Origin of the sequence: Bartonella sp. HY328 (genome assembly GCF_025449335.1) — a bacterium.
Lineage (GTDB): Bacteria > Pseudomonadota > Alphaproteobacteria > Rhizobiales > Rhizobiaceae > HY038.
This window is the reverse complement of sequence record NZ_CP104883.1, coordinates 1,564,325-1,581,730: the sequence shown is the minus strand read 5'-3', so window position 1 is coordinate 1,581,730 and position 17,406 is coordinate 1,564,325. Positions and strand designations below refer to the sequence as shown.

At 40.7% G+C, this 17,406-nt stretch carries 15 protein-coding genes; 9 read left to right on the top strand and 6 right to left on the bottom strand.

What is annotated here, in order from left to right:
* Positions 1 to 67: 67 nt before the first annotated feature.
* From N5852_RS06745 to N5852_RS06720, 6 genes are all read left to right on the top strand, one after another.
* Entirely contained in the window at positions 68 to 1,297 is a 1,230-nt protein-coding gene (locus N5852_RS06745; RefSeq protein ID WP_262099637.1) for an AI-2E family transporter, read from the top strand.
* Positions 1,294 to 1,989 carry a P-loop NTPase family protein gene (locus N5852_RS06740; protein WP_262099636.1) on the top strand — a complete coding sequence of 232 codons (696 nt, stop codon included), beginning with the start codon at positions 1,294 to 1,296 and terminating at the stop codon, positions 1,987 to 1,989. Before N5852_RS06745 ends, N5852_RS06740 begins: the two co-directional genes overlap by 4 nt.
* 269 nt (positions 1,990 to 2,258) lie before the next feature.
* Positions 2,259 to 3,527 carry a M16 family metallopeptidase gene (locus N5852_RS06735; RefSeq protein WP_262099634.1) on the top strand — a complete coding sequence of 423 codons (1,269 nt, stop codon included), beginning with the start codon at positions 2,259 to 2,261 and terminating at the stop codon, positions 3,525 to 3,527.
* 331 nt (positions 3,528 to 3,858) lie between these two features.
* Positions 3,859 to 4,707 (top strand): TIGR01459 family HAD-type hydrolase, encoded by an 849-nt coding sequence (locus tag N5852_RS06730; RefSeq protein ID WP_262099633.1) that lies wholly within the window; start codon positions 3,859 to 3,861, stop codon positions 4,705 to 4,707.
* Between the two features lie 2 nt (positions 4,708 to 4,709).
* Complete coding sequence (locus N5852_RS06725) at positions 4,710 to 5,711, top strand: bifunctional riboflavin kinase/FAD synthetase (RefSeq protein WP_410004239.1); 1,002 nt, start codon at positions 4,710 to 4,712, stop codon at positions 5,709 to 5,711.
* Positions 5,712 to 5,822: 111 nt separating this feature from the next.
* Positions 5,823 to 6,521, top strand: a complete 699-nt coding sequence (locus N5852_RS06720; RefSeq protein ID WP_262099632.1) for a retropepsin-like aspartic protease family protein — start codon at positions 5,823 to 5,825, stop codon at positions 6,519 to 6,521.
* A 25-nt stretch (positions 6,522 to 6,546) separates the two neighbouring features.
* Here the strand turns inward: N5852_RS06720 and N5852_RS06715 are convergent, their stop codons facing one another.
* Genes N5852_RS06715 through ccmI form a run of 4 tightly spaced genes read right to left on the bottom strand, consistent with a single transcriptional unit; the run spans position 6,547 to position 10,621 of the window.
* Positions 6,547 to 7,005: a cytochrome c-type biogenesis protein gene (locus N5852_RS06715; protein WP_262099630.1), complete on the bottom strand. Its 459-nt coding sequence runs from the start codon at positions 7,003 to 7,005 to the stop codon at positions 6,547 to 6,549.
* A 2-nt stretch (positions 7,006 to 7,007) separates the two neighbouring features.
* Entirely contained in the window at positions 7,008 to 9,017 is a 2,010-nt protein-coding gene (locus N5852_RS06710; protein ID WP_262099629.1) for a heme lyase CcmF/NrfE family subunit, read from the bottom strand.
* A complete protein-coding gene (gene ccmE / locus N5852_RS06705; RefSeq protein ID WP_262099711.1) occupies positions 9,007 to 9,492 on the bottom strand; it encodes a cytochrome c maturation protein CcmE in 486 nt (161 codons plus the stop codon). Before ccmE ends, N5852_RS06710 begins: the two co-directional genes overlap by 11 nt.
* Positions 9,493 to 9,499: 7 nt before the next feature.
* A complete protein-coding gene (gene ccmI / locus N5852_RS06700; protein WP_262099628.1) occupies positions 9,500 to 10,621 on the bottom strand; it encodes a c-type cytochrome biogenesis protein CcmI in 1,122 nt (373 codons plus the stop codon).
* Positions 10,622 to 11,042: 421 nt separating this feature from the next.
* Here ccmI and N5852_RS06695 point away from each other — a divergent pair, with 421 nt between their 5' ends.
* The 3 genes from N5852_RS06695 (at position 11,043) to N5852_RS06685 (ending at position 15,386) form a co-directional block, all read left to right on the top strand.
* A complete protein-coding gene (locus N5852_RS06695) occupies positions 11,043 to 13,331 on the top strand; it encodes a TonB-dependent receptor (RefSeq protein ID WP_262099627.1) in 2,289 nt (762 codons plus the stop codon).
* 518 nt (positions 13,332 to 13,849) lie between these two features.
* Positions 13,850 to 14,899, top strand: coding sequence for an NAD(P)-dependent alcohol dehydrogenase (locus N5852_RS06690; RefSeq protein WP_262099626.1), 1,050 nt, complete (start codon positions 13,850 to 13,852; stop codon positions 14,897 to 14,899).
* A 91-nt stretch (positions 14,900 to 14,990) separates the two neighbouring features.
* Complete coding sequence (locus N5852_RS06685; protein WP_262099625.1) at positions 14,991 to 15,386, top strand: (R)-mandelonitrile lyase; 396 nt, start codon at positions 14,991 to 14,993, stop codon at positions 15,384 to 15,386.
* A 93-nt stretch (positions 15,387 to 15,479) separates the two neighbouring features.
* Here the strand turns inward: N5852_RS06685 and N5852_RS06680 are convergent, their stop codons facing one another.
* Positions 15,480 to 16,715 (bottom strand): L,D-transpeptidase family protein, encoded by a 1,236-nt coding sequence (locus tag N5852_RS06680; RefSeq protein WP_315973238.1) that lies wholly within the window; start codon positions 16,713 to 16,715, stop codon positions 15,480 to 15,482.
* Between the two features lie 231 nt (positions 16,716 to 16,946).
* Positions 16,947 to 17,351 (bottom strand): RT0821/Lpp0805 family surface protein, encoded by a 405-nt coding sequence (locus N5852_RS06675; protein WP_262099624.1) that lies wholly within the window; start codon positions 17,349 to 17,351, stop codon positions 16,947 to 16,949.
* Between the last annotated feature and the right edge of the window lie 55 nt (positions 17,352 to 17,406).

Here is a 17,406-nt window from a genome sequence, read left to right as displayed (position 1 = left end):
TATGTGGTCATGAAGCAATGATAAAAAAGCTCACCTAAAATGAGCTATGGTAAATTAGGCGGTCAATATGCAAAATGAAAAGCAAGATGGTGGCAAAAATAAAAGCGATGAAATCGTAACGATTTCCGCCAGCCAATTGCGGCAATTAAAGCGTAAAGAGCGCCAAGAAGCACAAGCCTTGCGCTCTAAGGCCAATTTTGTTTTGGTACCCTTGCAAGGTAATGTGCGTAAGCAAGCCTTTTTTTGGCTTGGTACTTTATTGTTTTTTATCATTTTTCTTATCGTTTTTAGTGATGTTTTACTTCCCTTTGTTGCGGGCATTGCTCTAGCCTATTTTTTAAATCCTGTGGTAGAATTTTTAGAAAAAATAGGTCTATCACGCATGTGGGCAACTGTTGCAATTGTGATATTTGTGGTGGTTATATTTGCTTTGGCATTAATCTTACTCGTGCCGCTACTCGTTCAACAATTATCAAATTTTAGTGACAACATACCAAGTTATGTCAACTCGCTTGTTGTCTTTTTGAAACATCGTGATCTAACTTGGTTGAGCCAATTCAATATTGACACCTCAACCATACAAGGTAGTTTACAGGGCCTTTTCGATAAGCTTTCGACATTTTTTACGGGGCTAGTTCAATCACTCGTAAATTCAGGGCGTGCTATAGTTAATGTATTTATCTTATGGATTATGGCGCCAGTCGTGGCATTTTACATGCTACTCGATTGGGATCGAATGGTTGACACAGTTGATTCTTGGATTCCGCGCGATCACCTTTCAACTATTCGCAGTATTTTTGCACAAATGGATCGGGCAGTTGCTGGCTTCATCCGTGGGCAAGGTTCGGTGTGCTTAATCCTTGGTTGTTATTATGCAATTGGACTAACTATTTCAGGTTTAAATTTTGGTTTGCTTATTGGCCTTTTTGTTGGCTTTATTAGCTTTATTCCTTATGTCGGTTCTGCAATTGGGCTTTTATTGGCTGTTGGTATGGCAGCCTTTCAATATTGGCCAGATAATTGGGGCTGGATTGTAGTCGTTGCTTGCCTTTTCTTTGTTGGCCAATTTGTGGAAGGCTATATATTACAACCAAAACTGGTTGGTTCGTCGGTTGGCCTTCACCCTGTTTGGTTAATGTTTGCCCTTTTTGCTTTTGGCGCTATATTTGGTTTTACCGGCATGCTCATTGCCGTGCCAGCAGCTGCGGCAGTGGGAGTACTTGTGCGCTTTGCACTTCATACATATTTAGAATCACCCGTTTATAAGGGCAAAGATGCCTCGGAGAGCGGTGAATGAATGTAACACCAAGGCAACTACCTTTGGCTTTAGAGCCCGAGGCGCGCTATAGTATTGACGATTTTGTTGTAACACCCGCCAATAATACCGCATTTAATCTATTGGAGAGTTGGCCAAACTGGCCCTCACCAGTGACGGTACTTGTTGGCCCTAAAGGCGCAGGTAAAACCCATCTTTCCGCAGTTTGGGCAGCACAAAGCTACGCCCATGAATTTAATAGTCAAAAAATAGATGCCGCCATAAAAGCGGCTTTGTTGGGTACGCCGATATTAATCGAAGATATGGAGCCAAATAGTTTTGATGAAACAGCACTTTTTCATCTTATAAATACCATAAGACAAACTCGCATTGAAAATAAACAAAGCTCACTATTAATGACATCGCACCTACGCCCCATTGATTGGCGCGTTGCACTGCCTGACCTTGCTTCACGGTTAAATGCTGTTTCGCTAATAGAGCTTTCACCACCGGATGAAATGCTTTTAAGTGCAGTTATTACCAAGCTATTTGCCGATAGGCAGCTTAATATCGACGCTAGTTTAATCCCATTCATTGCTAGCCGCATTGAAAGGTCTTTAGCTGCGGCAGCAAAATTTGTCGCACTTACCGATGCGATGGCGCTTGAAGAAAAAAGCCGTATAAACCGCAGCTTGATTGCCAACGTATTAACAAAGATGGAGGTTGATTCTTAGTTTTTAGCATCAACCTATTAAAATTTATAAGGCAAGCAAAAAGACTATTTTACCCTCTAAAGCCAGTGAATATTAGATCATCTTTTGCCTTTTTAAAAAAGCAAAACGCAGCCTTACAATCCACAGTCAAAAAAATTTGTATTGAAAATAGTTTTTCCTATAATTGTGAATAAAAAACCGATTAAAAGGCTTTTCAACATAATCGAAAAATTCTAAGCTGGTTTTTTATACAAAAGCAGTAATATTATTTATTGGGAGCATATCGAGTAATGGGTGTTGACATAAGTCGTTTAAGCAATGGATTGACAATTGCAACCCATACAATGCGGCAGGTTGAAACTGTTGCACTTGGCATTTGGATAAAGGCTGGCTCACGCAACGAAAAAAGCGACCAACATGGCATAGCCCATCTATTGGAACATATGGCTTTTAAGGGTACGGCAAAGCGCACTTCGTTACAAATTGCCACGCAGATTGAAGATGTTGGCGGCGAAATTAACGCTGCAACTAGCGTTGAAACAACTGGATATTTTGCCCGCGTTCTTGCTGATGATGTACCCCTTGCTATCGATATCCTATCCGATATCATAACCAATCCGCTTTTTGACGAAGAAGAGCTGGAACTAGAAAAAAACGTCATTTTGCAAGAAATTGGCGCCGCACATGATACGCCCGATGATGTTGTTTTCGACCATTTTTCTGAAACCGCTTTCAGACACCAAACCATTGGCCGTCCCATATTAGGCACAGCCGACACGGTTTTAAGTTTTAGTGCAGATGATTTACGTAAATTCATGCAAGATCATTATTGTGCCAGCCATATGATTGTTGTTGCCGCTGGGGCCGTTGAGCATGAAAGCTTTGTTAAGGAAGTCGAGATGCGTCTTGGCGACTTTAGAAGCCATTCCTCTGGTACAATTCCTGATCTTGCCAATTATGTCGGCGGCGATTTTCGAGAATTTCGCGATTTAAAAGATGCGCAATTGTTACTTGGCTTTGAAGGCCGCGCTTACCATATGCGTGATTTTTATGCCTCTCAGCTTTTAGCAATTGTTCTTGGTGGCGGCATGTCCTCACGTCTATTTCAGGAAATCCGCGAAAATCGCGGTCTATGCTATTCCATTTACTCATTTCATTGGGGCTTTTCTGACACGGGACTATTTGGTATTCATGCGGCAACCGGACATGATGGCCTAGAACCACTTGTGCCAGTTATTCTTGATGAACTTTATAAGGCGAGTGAAAACATTACCGAGGCAGAAGTTAAACGCGCCAAAGCTCAGTATCGTGCCGGCTTAATGATTTCATCGGAAAGCTCTATGAGTAAAGCACACCATATTGCACGGCAATTATTGCTTTATAACCGCGTTATTCCAAATTCCGAACTGCTAGAGCGCCTTTCGCAAGTCAATAGCGATCGCCTCACTGATCTTGCAAGGCGTTTATTTTTGGATTCAAAACCTACGATGGCAGCGATCGGACCGATTGGAAAGCTTATGCCATTTGAAGATATGCAAATGAAATTGCGAATCCATTAAATCATGACATTGTGGAAATAGCGTTTAAGCTAGCAATCAAGGCTTTATTCCTTGCAAACTCACGCAAATAGCATGATCGAAGCATTTGACAGTTTTTACCATGCTTTATAATAAAGTCGTCATATTGAGGTGACAAAATTGCTTATGCATTTACTGATGACACCCATAAACGCTTTTTAAATTTTTGTTTATTCATCGTCTTTGGGCAGTTTTTGAATACAGACCATCATGCAAATAGACTTTGCATGTTGGCAAATGGAAGCGAATTGCCTATATAGGAATGCAGCTTAATTTTGATTGGCTATTAATCCTTTAACTTTGGGAGCACTTTATGAAACACCTCGACCGCCTTGATAATATATTTGGTCAATACGATGTTTTCTTTTGCGATGTATGGGGTGTTTTACATAATGGAATACATGTTTTTCCAAAGCCGCAAGCAGCCTTAAAAGCTGCGCGGGAAGCTGGCAAACACGTCATTCTTATAACCAACTCACCAAGGCCGCGTGATGGTGTTGCCCAACAGCTGACAGATATGGGCGTTGATACCAATTGTTATGATGATATTGTCACTTCCGGTGATGTGACAAGAGACTTAATTAAAGAAGGCCCAAAGAAGCTTTTTCTGATTGGTCCTGATCGTGATCTTGCCTTGTTTGATGGGCTTGACTGTGAATTGGTTGAGGAGTTCGAAGCAAGTGGTGTTGTGGTCACAGGGCTTTATGATGATGAAACTGAAACACCTGATAATTATGCGGAGCTATTGCAGCGGCTACGTATGCGCAATTTGCCAATGATATGCGCTAATCCCGACATTATGGTAGAGCGCGGCGACAAGCTTGTTTGGTGTGCTGGTGCGCTAGCGCGTGATTACGCGCAATTGGGTGGTCGCACCATGATTGCTGGCAAGCCTCATCATCCAATATATGAATTGGCGTTAAAGAAACTGCATGCCATTTTAAAGCGCGATACCGATAAGCAAAAAATTCTAGTCATCGGCGATGGTGTCTTAACTGACATTAAAGGCGGCGTTAATAATGGCTTTGATACGCTGTATATTGCGCGTGGTGTTCATGCCAATGAATATTGTGTTGACGGCGAAATAGACCAAGAGCGGCTTGAGGAATTCTTTGCTCCATATTCATTGGTGCCGAATTTTGATATGATGGAGCTTGAATAGGCGTGCAATCAAAAAAAATTATCCGCCTGCCCGATGTTGGTGTGCTGCCACACCATTTACAGGGCGGCGTTATCGCAATTGGCAACTTTGATGGTGTTCATCGTGGGCATCTCGCTGTATTAGAAACGGCATTGGAAAAAGCGCGTATTCTTGGAAGACCAGCAATTGTCCTTACTTTTGAGCCGCATCCACGCAGTTTTTTTAATCCAGGCAAGCCGTTATATCGCCTTACGCCAGCCGATGAACGTGCGGAAATTTTGGCGCAGCTTGGCTTTGATGCGGTTATTGAGCAACGCTTTACCAAGGAATTTTCCTCACACCAAGCAAAAGAATTCACTGACACCATCCTGCGTGATTGTTTAAAAGCAAGTGTTGTGGTTACAGGTGATAATTTTCACTTTGGGGCAAAACGGACGGGAACGCCAGATTTCCTTATTAATGAGGGTAAGAATTGTGGATTTGACGTCGTTATTGTTGATGGCTTTCTTGATGAAAATAGCGAACTCGTATCTTCTAGCCGCATTAGGCAAGCCCTAAGTTGCGGCGCAGTGGAAGAGGCTGCTGGCCTTCTTGGTTACCGCTATACAATTCGATCCAATGTTATTCATGGTGCAGCTCTTGGGCGACAAATTGGTTTCCCAACGGCTAATATGCGATTAGATAGCGAAACCGGCTTAAAATTTGGTGTTTATGCAGTGCGTTTTCGCACGCAAAATGGAGCTATTTATAATGGTGTTTCAAGCTATGGCTTGCGCCCCACGGTTAATCAGCTAAAAGAGCCATTATTAGAGACGTTCATTTTTGATTTTAATGAAGATATTTATGGACAAACTTGTTTTGTTTCCTTTTTTTCTTACTTGCGCGGCGAATTAAAATTTAATGGCTTAGAACCAATGATTGAGCAAATCAAAAAAGATGAAGAAGAAGCGCGTGAAATATTAACCCATGTAGCACCACTTAACCAACTAGACCAATATTTAGCTTTTGATGAATGGAATAAATAAACTAGCTTTAAATTTATTTGCTTTTAGCTTGATAAAAACTATAGATTATTACAATAAAGCATAGTCTTATACGATTATATTGATAAGTTAATAATAAATAGGATTTTCAGCATGCGCTTATTATGGATTTGCCTTACCATCTGCGGTATCGTTGCTTTGTTTTTGTATTTAAACAATGATAATATGGTGTCATCTTCTTTAAGTAATACAGACTTAGCAAGAATGACAACAGGCGGATTATGGGTTACGATCCTTGCAGCCGGTTTACTGTCCTCCGGTATTCAGCTAAGCCATATTTTCAAAAACATTCTTATTTGGGTGGCTATCATTTCTGTTTTAATTATTGGCTATAATAATCGTTACCATTTGCAAGATATTGCGCATAATATTAGCGGCGGTCTTATTCCAGCCAGTATATTAACCGTTGACCTTTCAGGGCGAGACTCGGTTACCATTAATCGTAGTAGCAATGGCCACTATCAAATAAGTGGTAGCATTAACGATCAGAGAGTAAACTTTTTAATCGATACAGGCGCTACAGCTACAGTTCTTACCTTTGAAACCGCGATGGATCTTGGAATAGATGCTAATGACTTAAATTATACTACAAACGTATCTACAGCCAACGGCGAACTCAATACCGCGCGGATAAGGTTGGATAGTCTAAGCATTGGGCCAATTACCCGCAAAAAAATAAGCGCATTAATCGCACCATCTGGGGCTTTATCTGAAAATTTGCTTGGTATGAATTTTATCAATACACTATCAAGCACATCAATTCGCGGCGACCAACTTATTTTGATTGATTAGGCTAAACGTCTAAAAATAATGCACCCTACTCATCTAATATTTTTTGCAAATGCTGTTTTTCTTCTGCTGTAAGTTCCACTTGTGATGAATGTCTTTTTCCCTTTAAATTAAAAAAAACATAAGTAAAAATAGCAAAGAGAATTAATATTGGTGATAGCCATAACAAAATAGTTGCACCTTCAAAGCGAGGTTTTAACAAAACATATTCACCATAGCGGGCAACGATATAACTCATTGCCTGCTCGTTGCTGTCTCCTTTGACCAAGCGTTCACGCACCAATAAGCGCAAGTCACGCGCAAGTGACGCATTAGAATCATCGATTGTTTCATTTTGGCAAACAAGGCAGCGAAGATGTGCAGAAATATCGCGAGCTCTTGCCTCCATTACAGGATCAGACAAAATTTCATCGGGTTCTACCGCTTTTGCCGCAGAGCATGCCCCAATAAAGACTAGAATAAACATCAATCCTATAGCTTTTTTCATGTCTATACCTGCTTCTCAGCCAATAATGGACTTAGCGAAAGCTTTTGGCGAGTTTTAGCCCCTTTAGGCGCGCCTATGCGCAATCGTCGATCTGAAAGAGAAAGAAGCCCCCCTAACATCATTAAAAAGCCGCCTCCCCAAATCATTAAAACATTTGGCTTAGACCAAATATGAACAATGATTGCATTACCTTCAACATAATTGCCTGGCGCTATATAATATTGAGATAATCCACGCCACAAAAGTCCCGCTTCAGTTGTTTGCATGTTTTTTGAAGGAAAGGTTCGTTTAGATGCGGTTACCTCACCAAGATATTGATTGGATTTGCCATTGAACATGGTGAAATGCATACGGTTTTCTTGATAATTAGCACCATTATAGGGTTGATATCCATCAAATCGAATATTTTTTCCTGCAATTTCCACACTTTGTCCCGGCTCCATGGTCAAAATACGTTCTTGGCCAAAACTCGCAACAGCAACAATACCAAAAAGCGTGACACCTAGCCCCATATGAGCAAAAGCTGCCCCCCAATCGGCACGCGGTAAACCTTTAAGCCGCATAATACGTGTTTTAAGCGATGTACCCTGTTTGCCGCTTTTTACCACTATTTCAGCGAATGCACCAAAGATTACAAAAATACCTAGCCCAATCCCTAAACAGGATAAAACCTTTTTGTCGCCATTAAGATAGAAACTAACAATCATTGCGATAAGTGCCAAAATAAAACACATAGAAAGACGGCTACCTGCCAATAAAAGATCGCCGCGCTTCCACGCCAACAAAGTTCCAAATGGCACACCAACCAATAGCGGAATAAATAATGGCCCAAAGGTCATATTGAAAAATGGCGCACCAACTGAAATTTTTTGCCCCCATAGCATTTCAGCTATTAAAGGATAAACTGTGCCAATTAACACCGTGGCAGCTGCAGTCGATAAAAATATATTATTAAAAACCAACGCACCTTCGCGCGAAATAGGCTGGAAAAGGCCGCTATTTTTAATATTGGGTGCACGGATTGCAAATAATAGCAAAGCAACACCAATGAAAAACCCTAAAATCGCCAAAATAGCAATGCCGCGTTTTGGATCCACGGCAAAGCTATGGACGGAAGTTAATATGCCAGAACGCACTAAAAAGGTGCCAAGTAACGATAATGAAAAAGTAATGATGGCAAGTAGAATAGTCCAAACTTTTAATGCTGCGCGTTTTTCAAGCACAATAGCCGAATGTAGCAAGGCAGTCCCTGCAAGCCATGGCATTAAAGATGCGTTCTCCACGGGATCCCAAAACCAATAACCACCCCAACCCAATTCATAATAAGCCCAATAAGAACCCATGGTAATGCCACCGGTTAAAAACACCCATGAAATAAGCGCCCACGGGCGCATCCAATGACCAAAGGCTGCATCTACTCGACCGGTAATAAGTGCCGCAATTGCAAAAGAAAAACAAACAGAAAAGCCAACATAGCCAAGATAAAGCATAGGAGGATGAAAAGCCAAACCTATGTCTTGCAAAAGTGGATTAAGGTCATTGCCCTGCAAAGCTGGCGGATCAATTCTTGTAAATGGGTTGGATGTAAAAAGAATAAAAGCTAAAAACGCACTGGCAATAGCGCTTTGACAACATAAAGTTAGCGTTGAAAGATTAATTGGTAAGTTTTTACCAAAAATTGCAATCAAAGCGCTGAAAAAGGTGAGAATGAGCACCCATAAAAACATTGACCCTTCGTGATTACCCCAAACGCCAGTTATTTTATATAATAGCGGCTTTTCCGAATGGGAATTTTGAACCACATTTAAAACTGAAAAATCTGAAATAATATAGGAATAGGTTAAGGATAAAAAAGCAAAACCAATTAAAATAAATACGAGAATACTAATCGAACGATTGGCAAGCATGGTTGCAATATGACCACTGTAAACGGCAATAGGAACCAATAAAGTTTGGAAAAGACTAAGACAAAAGGCGAGAATTGCAAGGAAAAAACCAATTTCATTTACCACGATTTTGATATTCCTCCCAAAGGCCTTGGGCTTTTAAACGATCGGCTACATCTTTTGAGACATATTTTTCATCATGCTTGGCTAAAACACGGCTGGCAATAAAAATCTTATCGGAATTAAAATTGCCTTCCACAATAACACCTTGATCTTCACGGAATAGATCAGGCAAAACACCATTAAACTTTACTGTTTCGACTTTGCTATAATCGGTCACATTAAACGATACCTCAGTGCCTTTATTGCGTACCACACTGCCCTTTTCAACAAAGCCACCAAGTCGCAATGGCCTTTGCGACATCATATCTTCATCGGTAATTTCTGATGGCATACGGAAATAACTTGCCGTATCACCAAGGGCAATAAAAACCAAACCAATGGCGACAGCCATGACAAAAACTATTAAAAACAATAAGATATATCGTTTTCTTCGTGCTTTTTTTAAATGCAATTGAAAGCTATTTTTCTTGTCGTGCATTACCATATCATCTTGCCCCTTTTATAGCGGCCGCAGAAAAACCCTTCGCGGTTAAGCTCTTGATTAATCTTTTTCTATTTTCAGGTGATAAGACTTCTAAGGCATTATTATAAGTGGCTGTTACTTTTTCTGGTTGTTCCAAAAGAAAATATGCATTGAGGAGCATCAACCATGCTTCAACGTCCTGTGGGGTTCCTTTTAGCTTTTCTTCCAGATTTCCAATATTATTAGCGATAAGATCATGCTGTTCCTTGGTTAGATTTAGGGTTGGCTGTGGCTCAGTTTCTTTTAACTGTTCAATGACCTGCTGCATGTCCTTTACCCAAATTTGCCCGTCACCATGATCTTCAACAAATTTTTCCAGCAATGCTATTGCCTGCTGTTGCTGGCCATTTTGAATAAGGCCACGCGCTAAGAAAATTCGCGCCTGTGGATTTTCTGGACCCAACTTAATAGCTTGATGAAATGCGCTTTCAGCATCTTTAGTAACGACACCATTTTCTAGAGCCATAAGGGCGACACCATAGTTTAAAAATCTTTCAGCACTTTCGCCATTCACACTAAGAGATCGGTTGAGTATATTCACCGCATCACGAAAGCGCCCCGCTTCCAAATAATATTCTCCTAGCGCATCCAATAAGCTTCCTTTACTAGGATCACGAGCAAGCAAGGCTTCGCTCTTAACAATTTTTGCATTAAGATCAAGAGTGTCATCATTCTTGGCCATTAAAACTTCAAAAGGCTTTTGCGGCAAATCTGGATTTCCCATTAAAAAGTACATTCCCCAACTTGCTGTAATAATTAGCAAAACACCGGTAAAGAGAACCCGTTGCAAAAATCGATTATTAGCGTCCTTATAGTTATTTAATGTAAATTTATAAGCTGTCTTTTCACGCGCAAGGATACGTCGTGCCAACTCTAGCCTTGCCTCTTTGGCATTTTCAGGAGAAATCTGGTTGTTTTCTTCTTCTTCATTAATTTCAATAAGTTGTGTTTTATATACGGCAATATCGCTTTGAATATTATCATTAGACCTAGACACAGAAAAACCAACATCCTTGCCAAGTGCATGCACAAGCCAAAAAACAACACCAATAGTTATAAGCGTTAGAATAAACCAAAAAAACATAAGCTATAAAAACTAATCCAGATAAAATGTCTAACAACAATACCTATAATTCGTGTTTTTTCACCTTTTATTTATAGTTATCACGAAAATAAAAATTCAATCGCAAATTCATAAATGCAGTTTTAGGAGCAAGGCCTATTAGCCTAAAATGTGAAATCCTTCGCTTTGTGAAAACAAACAACATTATAACAAAAATAACGATTTTACTTTATAAGTTTTACAAAATATAAGTTTTACTTAAATTATTTAAAAAATTAAATTATATTACTTTTTACAATAAGAATAATTATAATACGTTACTTTATTACAACAGTATTAAAAAATTTTAATAATTGGCCTAATTTTAATATCAACGTCCTTGATAAAACATGAGTTTTAAAGTCATGAATGCAGGGTAAGGATTTTAAATGAGGGTATTTTCATGGAATTATTAAATAGCAGGGGGGCCACCAGTAATGGCCGCATCATTAGTAATATGGCGATCAAAGCAGGGCTTGTTGCATCTTTAGCAACACTTCCAAATGCAGTAAGCGCGCAAAGCCAAACTTCATCTAATAACAACGCAACAACTGTTACGAGTAATGACAGTGAAAATTCTACTTTAGAAACAGTCACCATTAGTGGCAATGCAAGTATTTCCAATGTCAATGCAGCGCAATCTGGCTCTTCGCGTTTACCAGGAACAATCCGCGACATTCCACAAGTTGTGAATGTGGTGCCAGAGCATGTCTTGATAGAGCAAAACGTCATGACACTCGAACAAGCGTTGCAAAATGTGCCAGGTATCACCACAACGATTGGTGAAGGCGGTGGCGGTATGAATGGCGACCGCTTTAGAATCAGAGGCTTTGACGCAACCGGCGACACTTATAGTGATGGATTGCGCGATATCGGCGTTTACGTTCGCGACAGTTTCAACATGGAACAAGTTCAGGTATTTAAAGGCCCAAATGGCGAAAATTTTGGCGTCGGAACTACGGGCGGAGCCGTTAATTCGACCTCAAAACGCGCTCGTTTAGGTACTTTTGGCGCTGTAAATTTTTCAACAGGTAACGGTCCGCTTTATCGTCCGACAATCGATTACAATCAGCAAATCAATGATACAACGGCTGTCCGATTTAATGTAATGGGTAATTGGCAAGATGTTGTTGACCGCAATCATGTTACATCTGACCGTTGGGGCTTAGCGACATCTGCAGGTTTTGGACTTGGCACAAATCAAACATGGCATTTAGGTTACTTTTACCAAAAAACTGATCGCCTTCCCGATTATGGCATTCCATTTGTTGCTGATCCAAATGGCATTTCACGCCCAGCTACTGAATATGGTCTGCCAAGAAACATTTTTTACGGAAAAAATAGCGATCGTGATAAATCCGAGATCCACATGGTCACTTCAAATTATCGCAATGAGATCAATGAGTGGCTGACCTTTACAAATGACACACGCTATACTCATTTCAAACGCTATTTTAGCGCAACGCCTATTCGTTGTGCGGTTGCTGCTCAATGTACCAATGCCCTATTTGGCGGCGGTGGAAATCCGCTTATGGCCTATGGTGGTGGTGGCGGTGTCACTTATGATCAAAAAAGCTGGGGGTTGCAAAATATTTCAACTGCTGTTGCAAAATTTGAAACTGGCGCATTCCGCCATCAAGCCGTATTAGGCCTTGATATGATGTATCAAGATGATCAACGCCAAGGTTATAGATATACATCTCCCAAAAGCTTAGGCGCACCAAGCCTTTGGACAGAAAACATGGATTCTAGCTATTATAGCCTTGTGCCAAATCCTGACAATTACAAGGACTCAAACTCACGTTCCGTGGCACTTTTTTTAAGCGACCGCATGTGGCTTAATGAACAATTCTCGATTATGGCGGGCTTACGCTGGGATTATCAAAAAATTAATTATGATGTAACCACAGCGGCGGGAATAAATTCGCTCATGGCAAAAGCAGATTATATAAGCCCTAAAGCAAGCGTTATTTGGGAACCAACAAAAGAACAAACTTACTATTTTTCATGGTCTGTATCTAACAACTTACCTTTTGGACAATATATCACTTCTGATTTCAATCCAGTTACGGCTGCACGCGTTGATTGGGATCCGGAAAAAAGTGAATTATTCGAACTTGGCGGTAAAATTGACTTACTTGATGGCCGCATTGGTTTAACTGGCGCATTATTTCAGGTAGAAAAAAATAACGCGCTTTATAATAATCCTGATGGTTCTGTTACAAGATCTGGCGAAAAACAGCGGGTACGCGGTTTTGAAGCGGGTCTTACAGGAAAAATTACAGAGCAGTGGGATGTCTATACTTCTTATACCTATCTGCAGAGTAAAATTCTCGACTCAGCAACAAGTTCAGTGATCGGCAACAGCGTTCCTGGTGCTGCAAAAAATGCCGCATCCCTTTGGACAACTTATGATCTTGCTCCGCATTTTAATAGTTTGAATGGCAAATTATTGATCGGTGGCGGAATGACCTATCGCGATGCAGTTCCAGTTTCTAGCAATGGCCTAAGCCGCATTCCCCATAGTTTTACTCTTGACGCAATGGCATCTTATGAAACTGAAAAATGGCGTTTTAGTGTTAATGCCTATAACCTTACCGATAGAACCAATTATACATCCTATATGGGTGGGTCACGGGCTATTCCAACATCGGGGCGCAGCTTTGTCATTAATATAGGCGCAAAATTTTAAAAATCCTATAAGCCAAAACTATATATTTTCCGGCAAGTGCACCAAATTTAAAGCCATTTCCAACCACTGGAAATGGCTTTTTGCTTTCTATCTATTACAAAAAAAACAGCCTCATGAATTAAACAAAGTCATTTAATATTTTTTAATCTGCCATCACATTAATGAGTTTCACTCATAACTATTAGTGAAAATAAACTATTATCGAAAAGAATTATATAACGTAAAATTAAACCATAAAGATATTTGTATTTATAGCACCATTCAATCTCGCCATTAAAAGAAACATCATTGGAAAAATTATCATTTTATATCACAGCATAACCATCTCTCATAAATTAACTTTAACCTTTCACCACTTCATATGTGATCCGGCTCAAAGCATTTTATAAAAAGGCCGATGCTAACTTTCCTCATATAAAAATGAACCTAAATACAAATACTTGCAATTTTATATGTAAACCCAATCTAACTGGAATGATCCTAAACAATAATTTTAATATTTAAATTGGAGCTTTTAAATGTTTATTTGTGACGGCTTCGCCGTATCCTCAGCTAGCGACACGTTTCAGCCCTTTAGTTTCGAACGCCGTGATCCTCTAGCCTTTGATGTTGATATTGACATTGCCTTTTGTGGCATTTGCCATTCTGACCTGCATACTGCGCGTGGTGAATGGGCTGGCACCCAATATCCTTGCGTTCCGGGTCACGAAATTGTTGGTACCGTTCGCCGCATCGGTAGCAAAGTAACCAAATTTAAAGTCGGCCAACGTGTGGGCGTTGGCTGCATGGTCAATTCTTGCCAAAACTGTGATTATTGTAGCCAAGGATTGGAGCAATATTGTGAAAATGGTAATACATTAACCTATAACAGCCCCGACCCAGAAACCGGCCCTGATCGATATAGTTTTGGTGGTTATTCTAAGCGAATTGTCGTGAATGAAAATTTCGTTTTATCAATCCCTGATAATCTTGATCTTGCTGCGGCAGCCCCACTTCTTTGTGCCGGCATTACCACTTTTTCCCCCCTTAATCATTGGAAGGTTACCAAGGGCACAAAAGTAGGCGTTGCTGGTCTTGGTGGCCTTGGTCACATGGCGGTAAAACTCGCCCATGCTATGGGGGCTGAAGTCACCATGCTAACCACATCCGTCAACAAGGTTGAAGATGCACATCGTCTTGGCGCAGATAACATCGTATTGACCAAAGATTCGACAGCCTTGGCCAAAGCTAATAAAAGCCTTGATCTCATCATTGACACAGTAGCCGCGCAGCATGATATCAACCAATATTTTAATCTGCTTAGAGTTGACGGTACATTGGTACAAGTCGGCGCGCCAGTTGAGCCCCTCCCTGTGCAGGTTTTCAACCTTATTCCCTATCGCCGCTCTTTTGCTGGATCAGCCATTGGAGGCATTGCAGAAACACAAAAAATGTTGGATTTTTGTGGCGAACACAATATTACCGCAGATATCGAACTCATAGCACCAAGTCAAATTGAACAAGCCTATGCGCGAATGCTAAAAAGCGATGTAAAATACCGTTTTGTCATGGATATGTCAAAAGCCTAAACCACTAATTATACCCCGCTTTTTTAAAAGAGATAGAGCATCTACCAATCTATATAATATTTATTTTATTCTTAAATAAAGGATTAGTGTTATGGAAATTATTCGCTCTGGCAGCCGCTCATCGGTCAAATTATCGCCAGATTATTTTACCGGTACTGCCCGCCTCGATGCGGTGATTGACGAGCATCAAGGTGCCAATGTTACATGTGGCCATGTCACTTTTGAGCCATCTGCACGTACAAATTGGCACACTCACCCAAAAGGCCAAGCAATTATTATTACATTTGGCCTTGGCCTTGTGCAAAAAGAAGGTGGACCGATTGAAGAAGTGCGCCCCGGTGATGTTGTGTGGTTTGAACCTGGTGAAAGACATTGGCATGGCGCCTCCCCAAACACAGCCATGTCACACTTTGCAGTGCAAGAGCTTGAAAATGGCAAAACCGTTGAATGGTTAGAACCAGTCAGTGATGCACAATATTCACGCTAATAAACACTTGAAATCATTTATCGCACATAACTGAATGATAAAAAAAGCCGCCAATGGTTAACAAAGGCGGCTTTTTTACCAATTTTTTTAATCTCAAGCTTCGGTAAATGCTAACTCACTAGCACCGTCCATGTGATAAATATCACCGCGGAATTGTGTTACGCCGTTACCTGTAGACCAAGCTGAAATATAAACAAAATGCAACGGAATTGGATCACTTACTGCAATTGGAGTATTAACGCGCTGACCAATAACTTGCTCCATCCGAGATCTATCCCAACCTGGCGTATTTTTCAGAACCCAAACGTTAAAATCTCTAATATTATGAATACGAATACAGCCCGAAGAATCAAAACGCATCAAATTATTGAAAAGCGTCTGCTGCGGTGTATCATGCATATATACCGAGTGAGTGTTGTGGAAATTAATCTTGGTTGAAGACATTGCATTAATTTTACCAGGATCTTGGCGGAAGCGCAATCTTGTCGCTTCATCCGTGTTCCAATTTACCGATTCTGGCGAAACTTCCTGCCCCTGCCCATTAAAGAGATGAATATTATTATCAGTTAGATAATTGGGGCTTTTACGCATCAATGGAATAATATCTTTTTTAATAATTGATGCAGGAACTGTCCAAGTTGGATTTAAAATCACTTCATGAATTTTTGAATCAAGAAGCGGCGTTTGGCGATCGATCTTACCAACTACTGCGGTGTAACGCTGAGCAACAGAGCCATCTTCAACGGCTTCAATTTGTGCGGCAGGGATATTGACCATAACAAAACGACGTTCATTTGCTGTTTTTGCAGCTTCTTTTTGCAAACGATCAAGGTTGACACGTAATTGCTGCAAACGCGCATCTGCGCTAACATTCATGGCGCGGTAGGTAATATCACCAACAACGCCATCAGCAGGCAAACCATGGCGCGCCTGAAAACGGCGAACAGCTGCATCAACATAAGTATCAAAAGCTACTGACAAACCAGCTTCACGCGCCAAATCACCTGAAATAAACAAGCGTTGACGCATAATTTCTACAGCGGGATGGTTCATGCCAAGCTGTAATTTGCCCTGCTCTGCTGGAACGTGAGGCCAACCACCTTGCGCAACGATCGCCTCATATTGAGATATCGCAACTTGTGTATAGCTTACAGTTGCACCACTTAAAACAGGAATATTGGAAGCCACCTGCTGGCCACCAGCTGCCTGCGTATCAAATTGATCACCCCAAGAAGAAGCTCTTTGTGCTCCTGCACTACTTACCAAGCCGAAAAGTCCTAACCCAAGAGCAGAACCCAATACCATCCGGCGATTAACCTGTTTTTTCATTTCTACAAACCCATGTGATAAAGCTGCTAACATTATAATTAAACAGCCTTAAAAAACCTTAAACAGGCTAATATTTGTCAAGCCTGATACATTAGCGAGGACCATGCTACTATTTTATGGTGATAAAATGTCAACTATAATGTTCTTGACATAAAATCACTTAATTAACAGCAATCCTAAATAGCAAAATTTTATGTAATTTTATAATTTGCATGCATTAGCATATATATATTAATTTAACGGTGACCAACTACCATCGTCATTTCGACAGGCACTGCCACGATTGGTCTGGGGAACTCCACGAATCGTAAAACTATGGCTATATTGGCGACAATTTTGCGAACCAACACGATAAGGCTGCCCCGGCGTTACTGTGCCTGATGCAGCGCCATCATTAGTCGCCCAATTAATTGTATTGCCTGAACGGGTATATTCTAACGCCTTATATTCGGCCTCCAATGCACGGCTGCGCTGGTTGCTAGGGATTTGCGAAATAGAATCACCAAGAAGCCCCGTACCCATGGCATTATAGATCAGGTTTTCTGTCGCAGTCGTTACAGGATGAGTTTTGTTGACACAACCTGCAACCAGTGAAGGAACACACAACATTGTTATAAGGACAGCCGATTTTTTCATTTTCAATACCATGAATCAGTGCGGCTAAAATTATAGCCACATAAAAATATAAACA

Coding starts and splice junctions, on each gene's coding strand:
- N5852_RS06745 (WP_262099637.1), top strand. CDS start 68: ATGCAAAATGAAAAGCAAGATGGTGGCAAAAATAAAAGCGATGAAATC.
- N5852_RS06740 (WP_262099636.1), top strand. CDS start 1,294: ATGAATGTAACACCAAGGCAACTACCTTTGGCTTTAGAGCCCGAGGCG.
- N5852_RS06735 (WP_262099634.1), top strand. CDS start 2,259: ATGGGTGTTGACATAAGTCGTTTAAGCAATGGATTGACAATTGCAACC.
- N5852_RS06730 (WP_262099633.1), top strand. CDS start 3,859: ATGAAACACCTCGACCGCCTTGATAATATATTTGGTCAATACGATGTT.
- N5852_RS06720 (WP_262099632.1), top strand. CDS start 5,823: ATGCGCTTATTATGGATTTGCCTTACCATCTGCGGTATCGTTGCTTTG.
- N5852_RS06715 (WP_262099630.1), bottom strand. CDS start 7,005: ATGAAAAAAGCTATAGGATTGATGTTTATTCTAGTCTTTATTGGGGCA.
- ccmE (WP_262099711.1), bottom strand. CDS start 9,492: ATGCACGACAAGAAAAATAGCTTTCAATTGCATTTAAAAAAAGCACGA.
- ccmI (WP_262099628.1), bottom strand. CDS start 10,621: ATGTTTTTTTGGTTTATTCTAACGCTTATAACTATTGGTGTTGTTTTT.
- N5852_RS06695 (WP_262099627.1), top strand. CDS start 11,043: ATGGAATTATTAAATAGCAGGGGGGCCACCAGTAATGGCCGCATCATT.
- N5852_RS06690 (WP_262099626.1), top strand. CDS start 13,850: ATGTTTATTTGTGACGGCTTCGCCGTATCCTCAGCTAGCGACACGTTT.
- N5852_RS06685 (WP_262099625.1), top strand. CDS start 14,991: ATGGAAATTATTCGCTCTGGCAGCCGCTCATCGGTCAAATTATCGCCA.
- N5852_RS06680 (WP_315973238.1), bottom strand. CDS start 16,715: ATGAAAAAACAGGTTAATCGCCGGATGGTATTGGGTTCTGCTCTTGGG.
- N5852_RS06675 (WP_262099624.1), bottom strand. CDS start 17,351: ATGAAAAAATCGGCTGTCCTTATAACAATGTTGTGTGTTCCTTCACTG.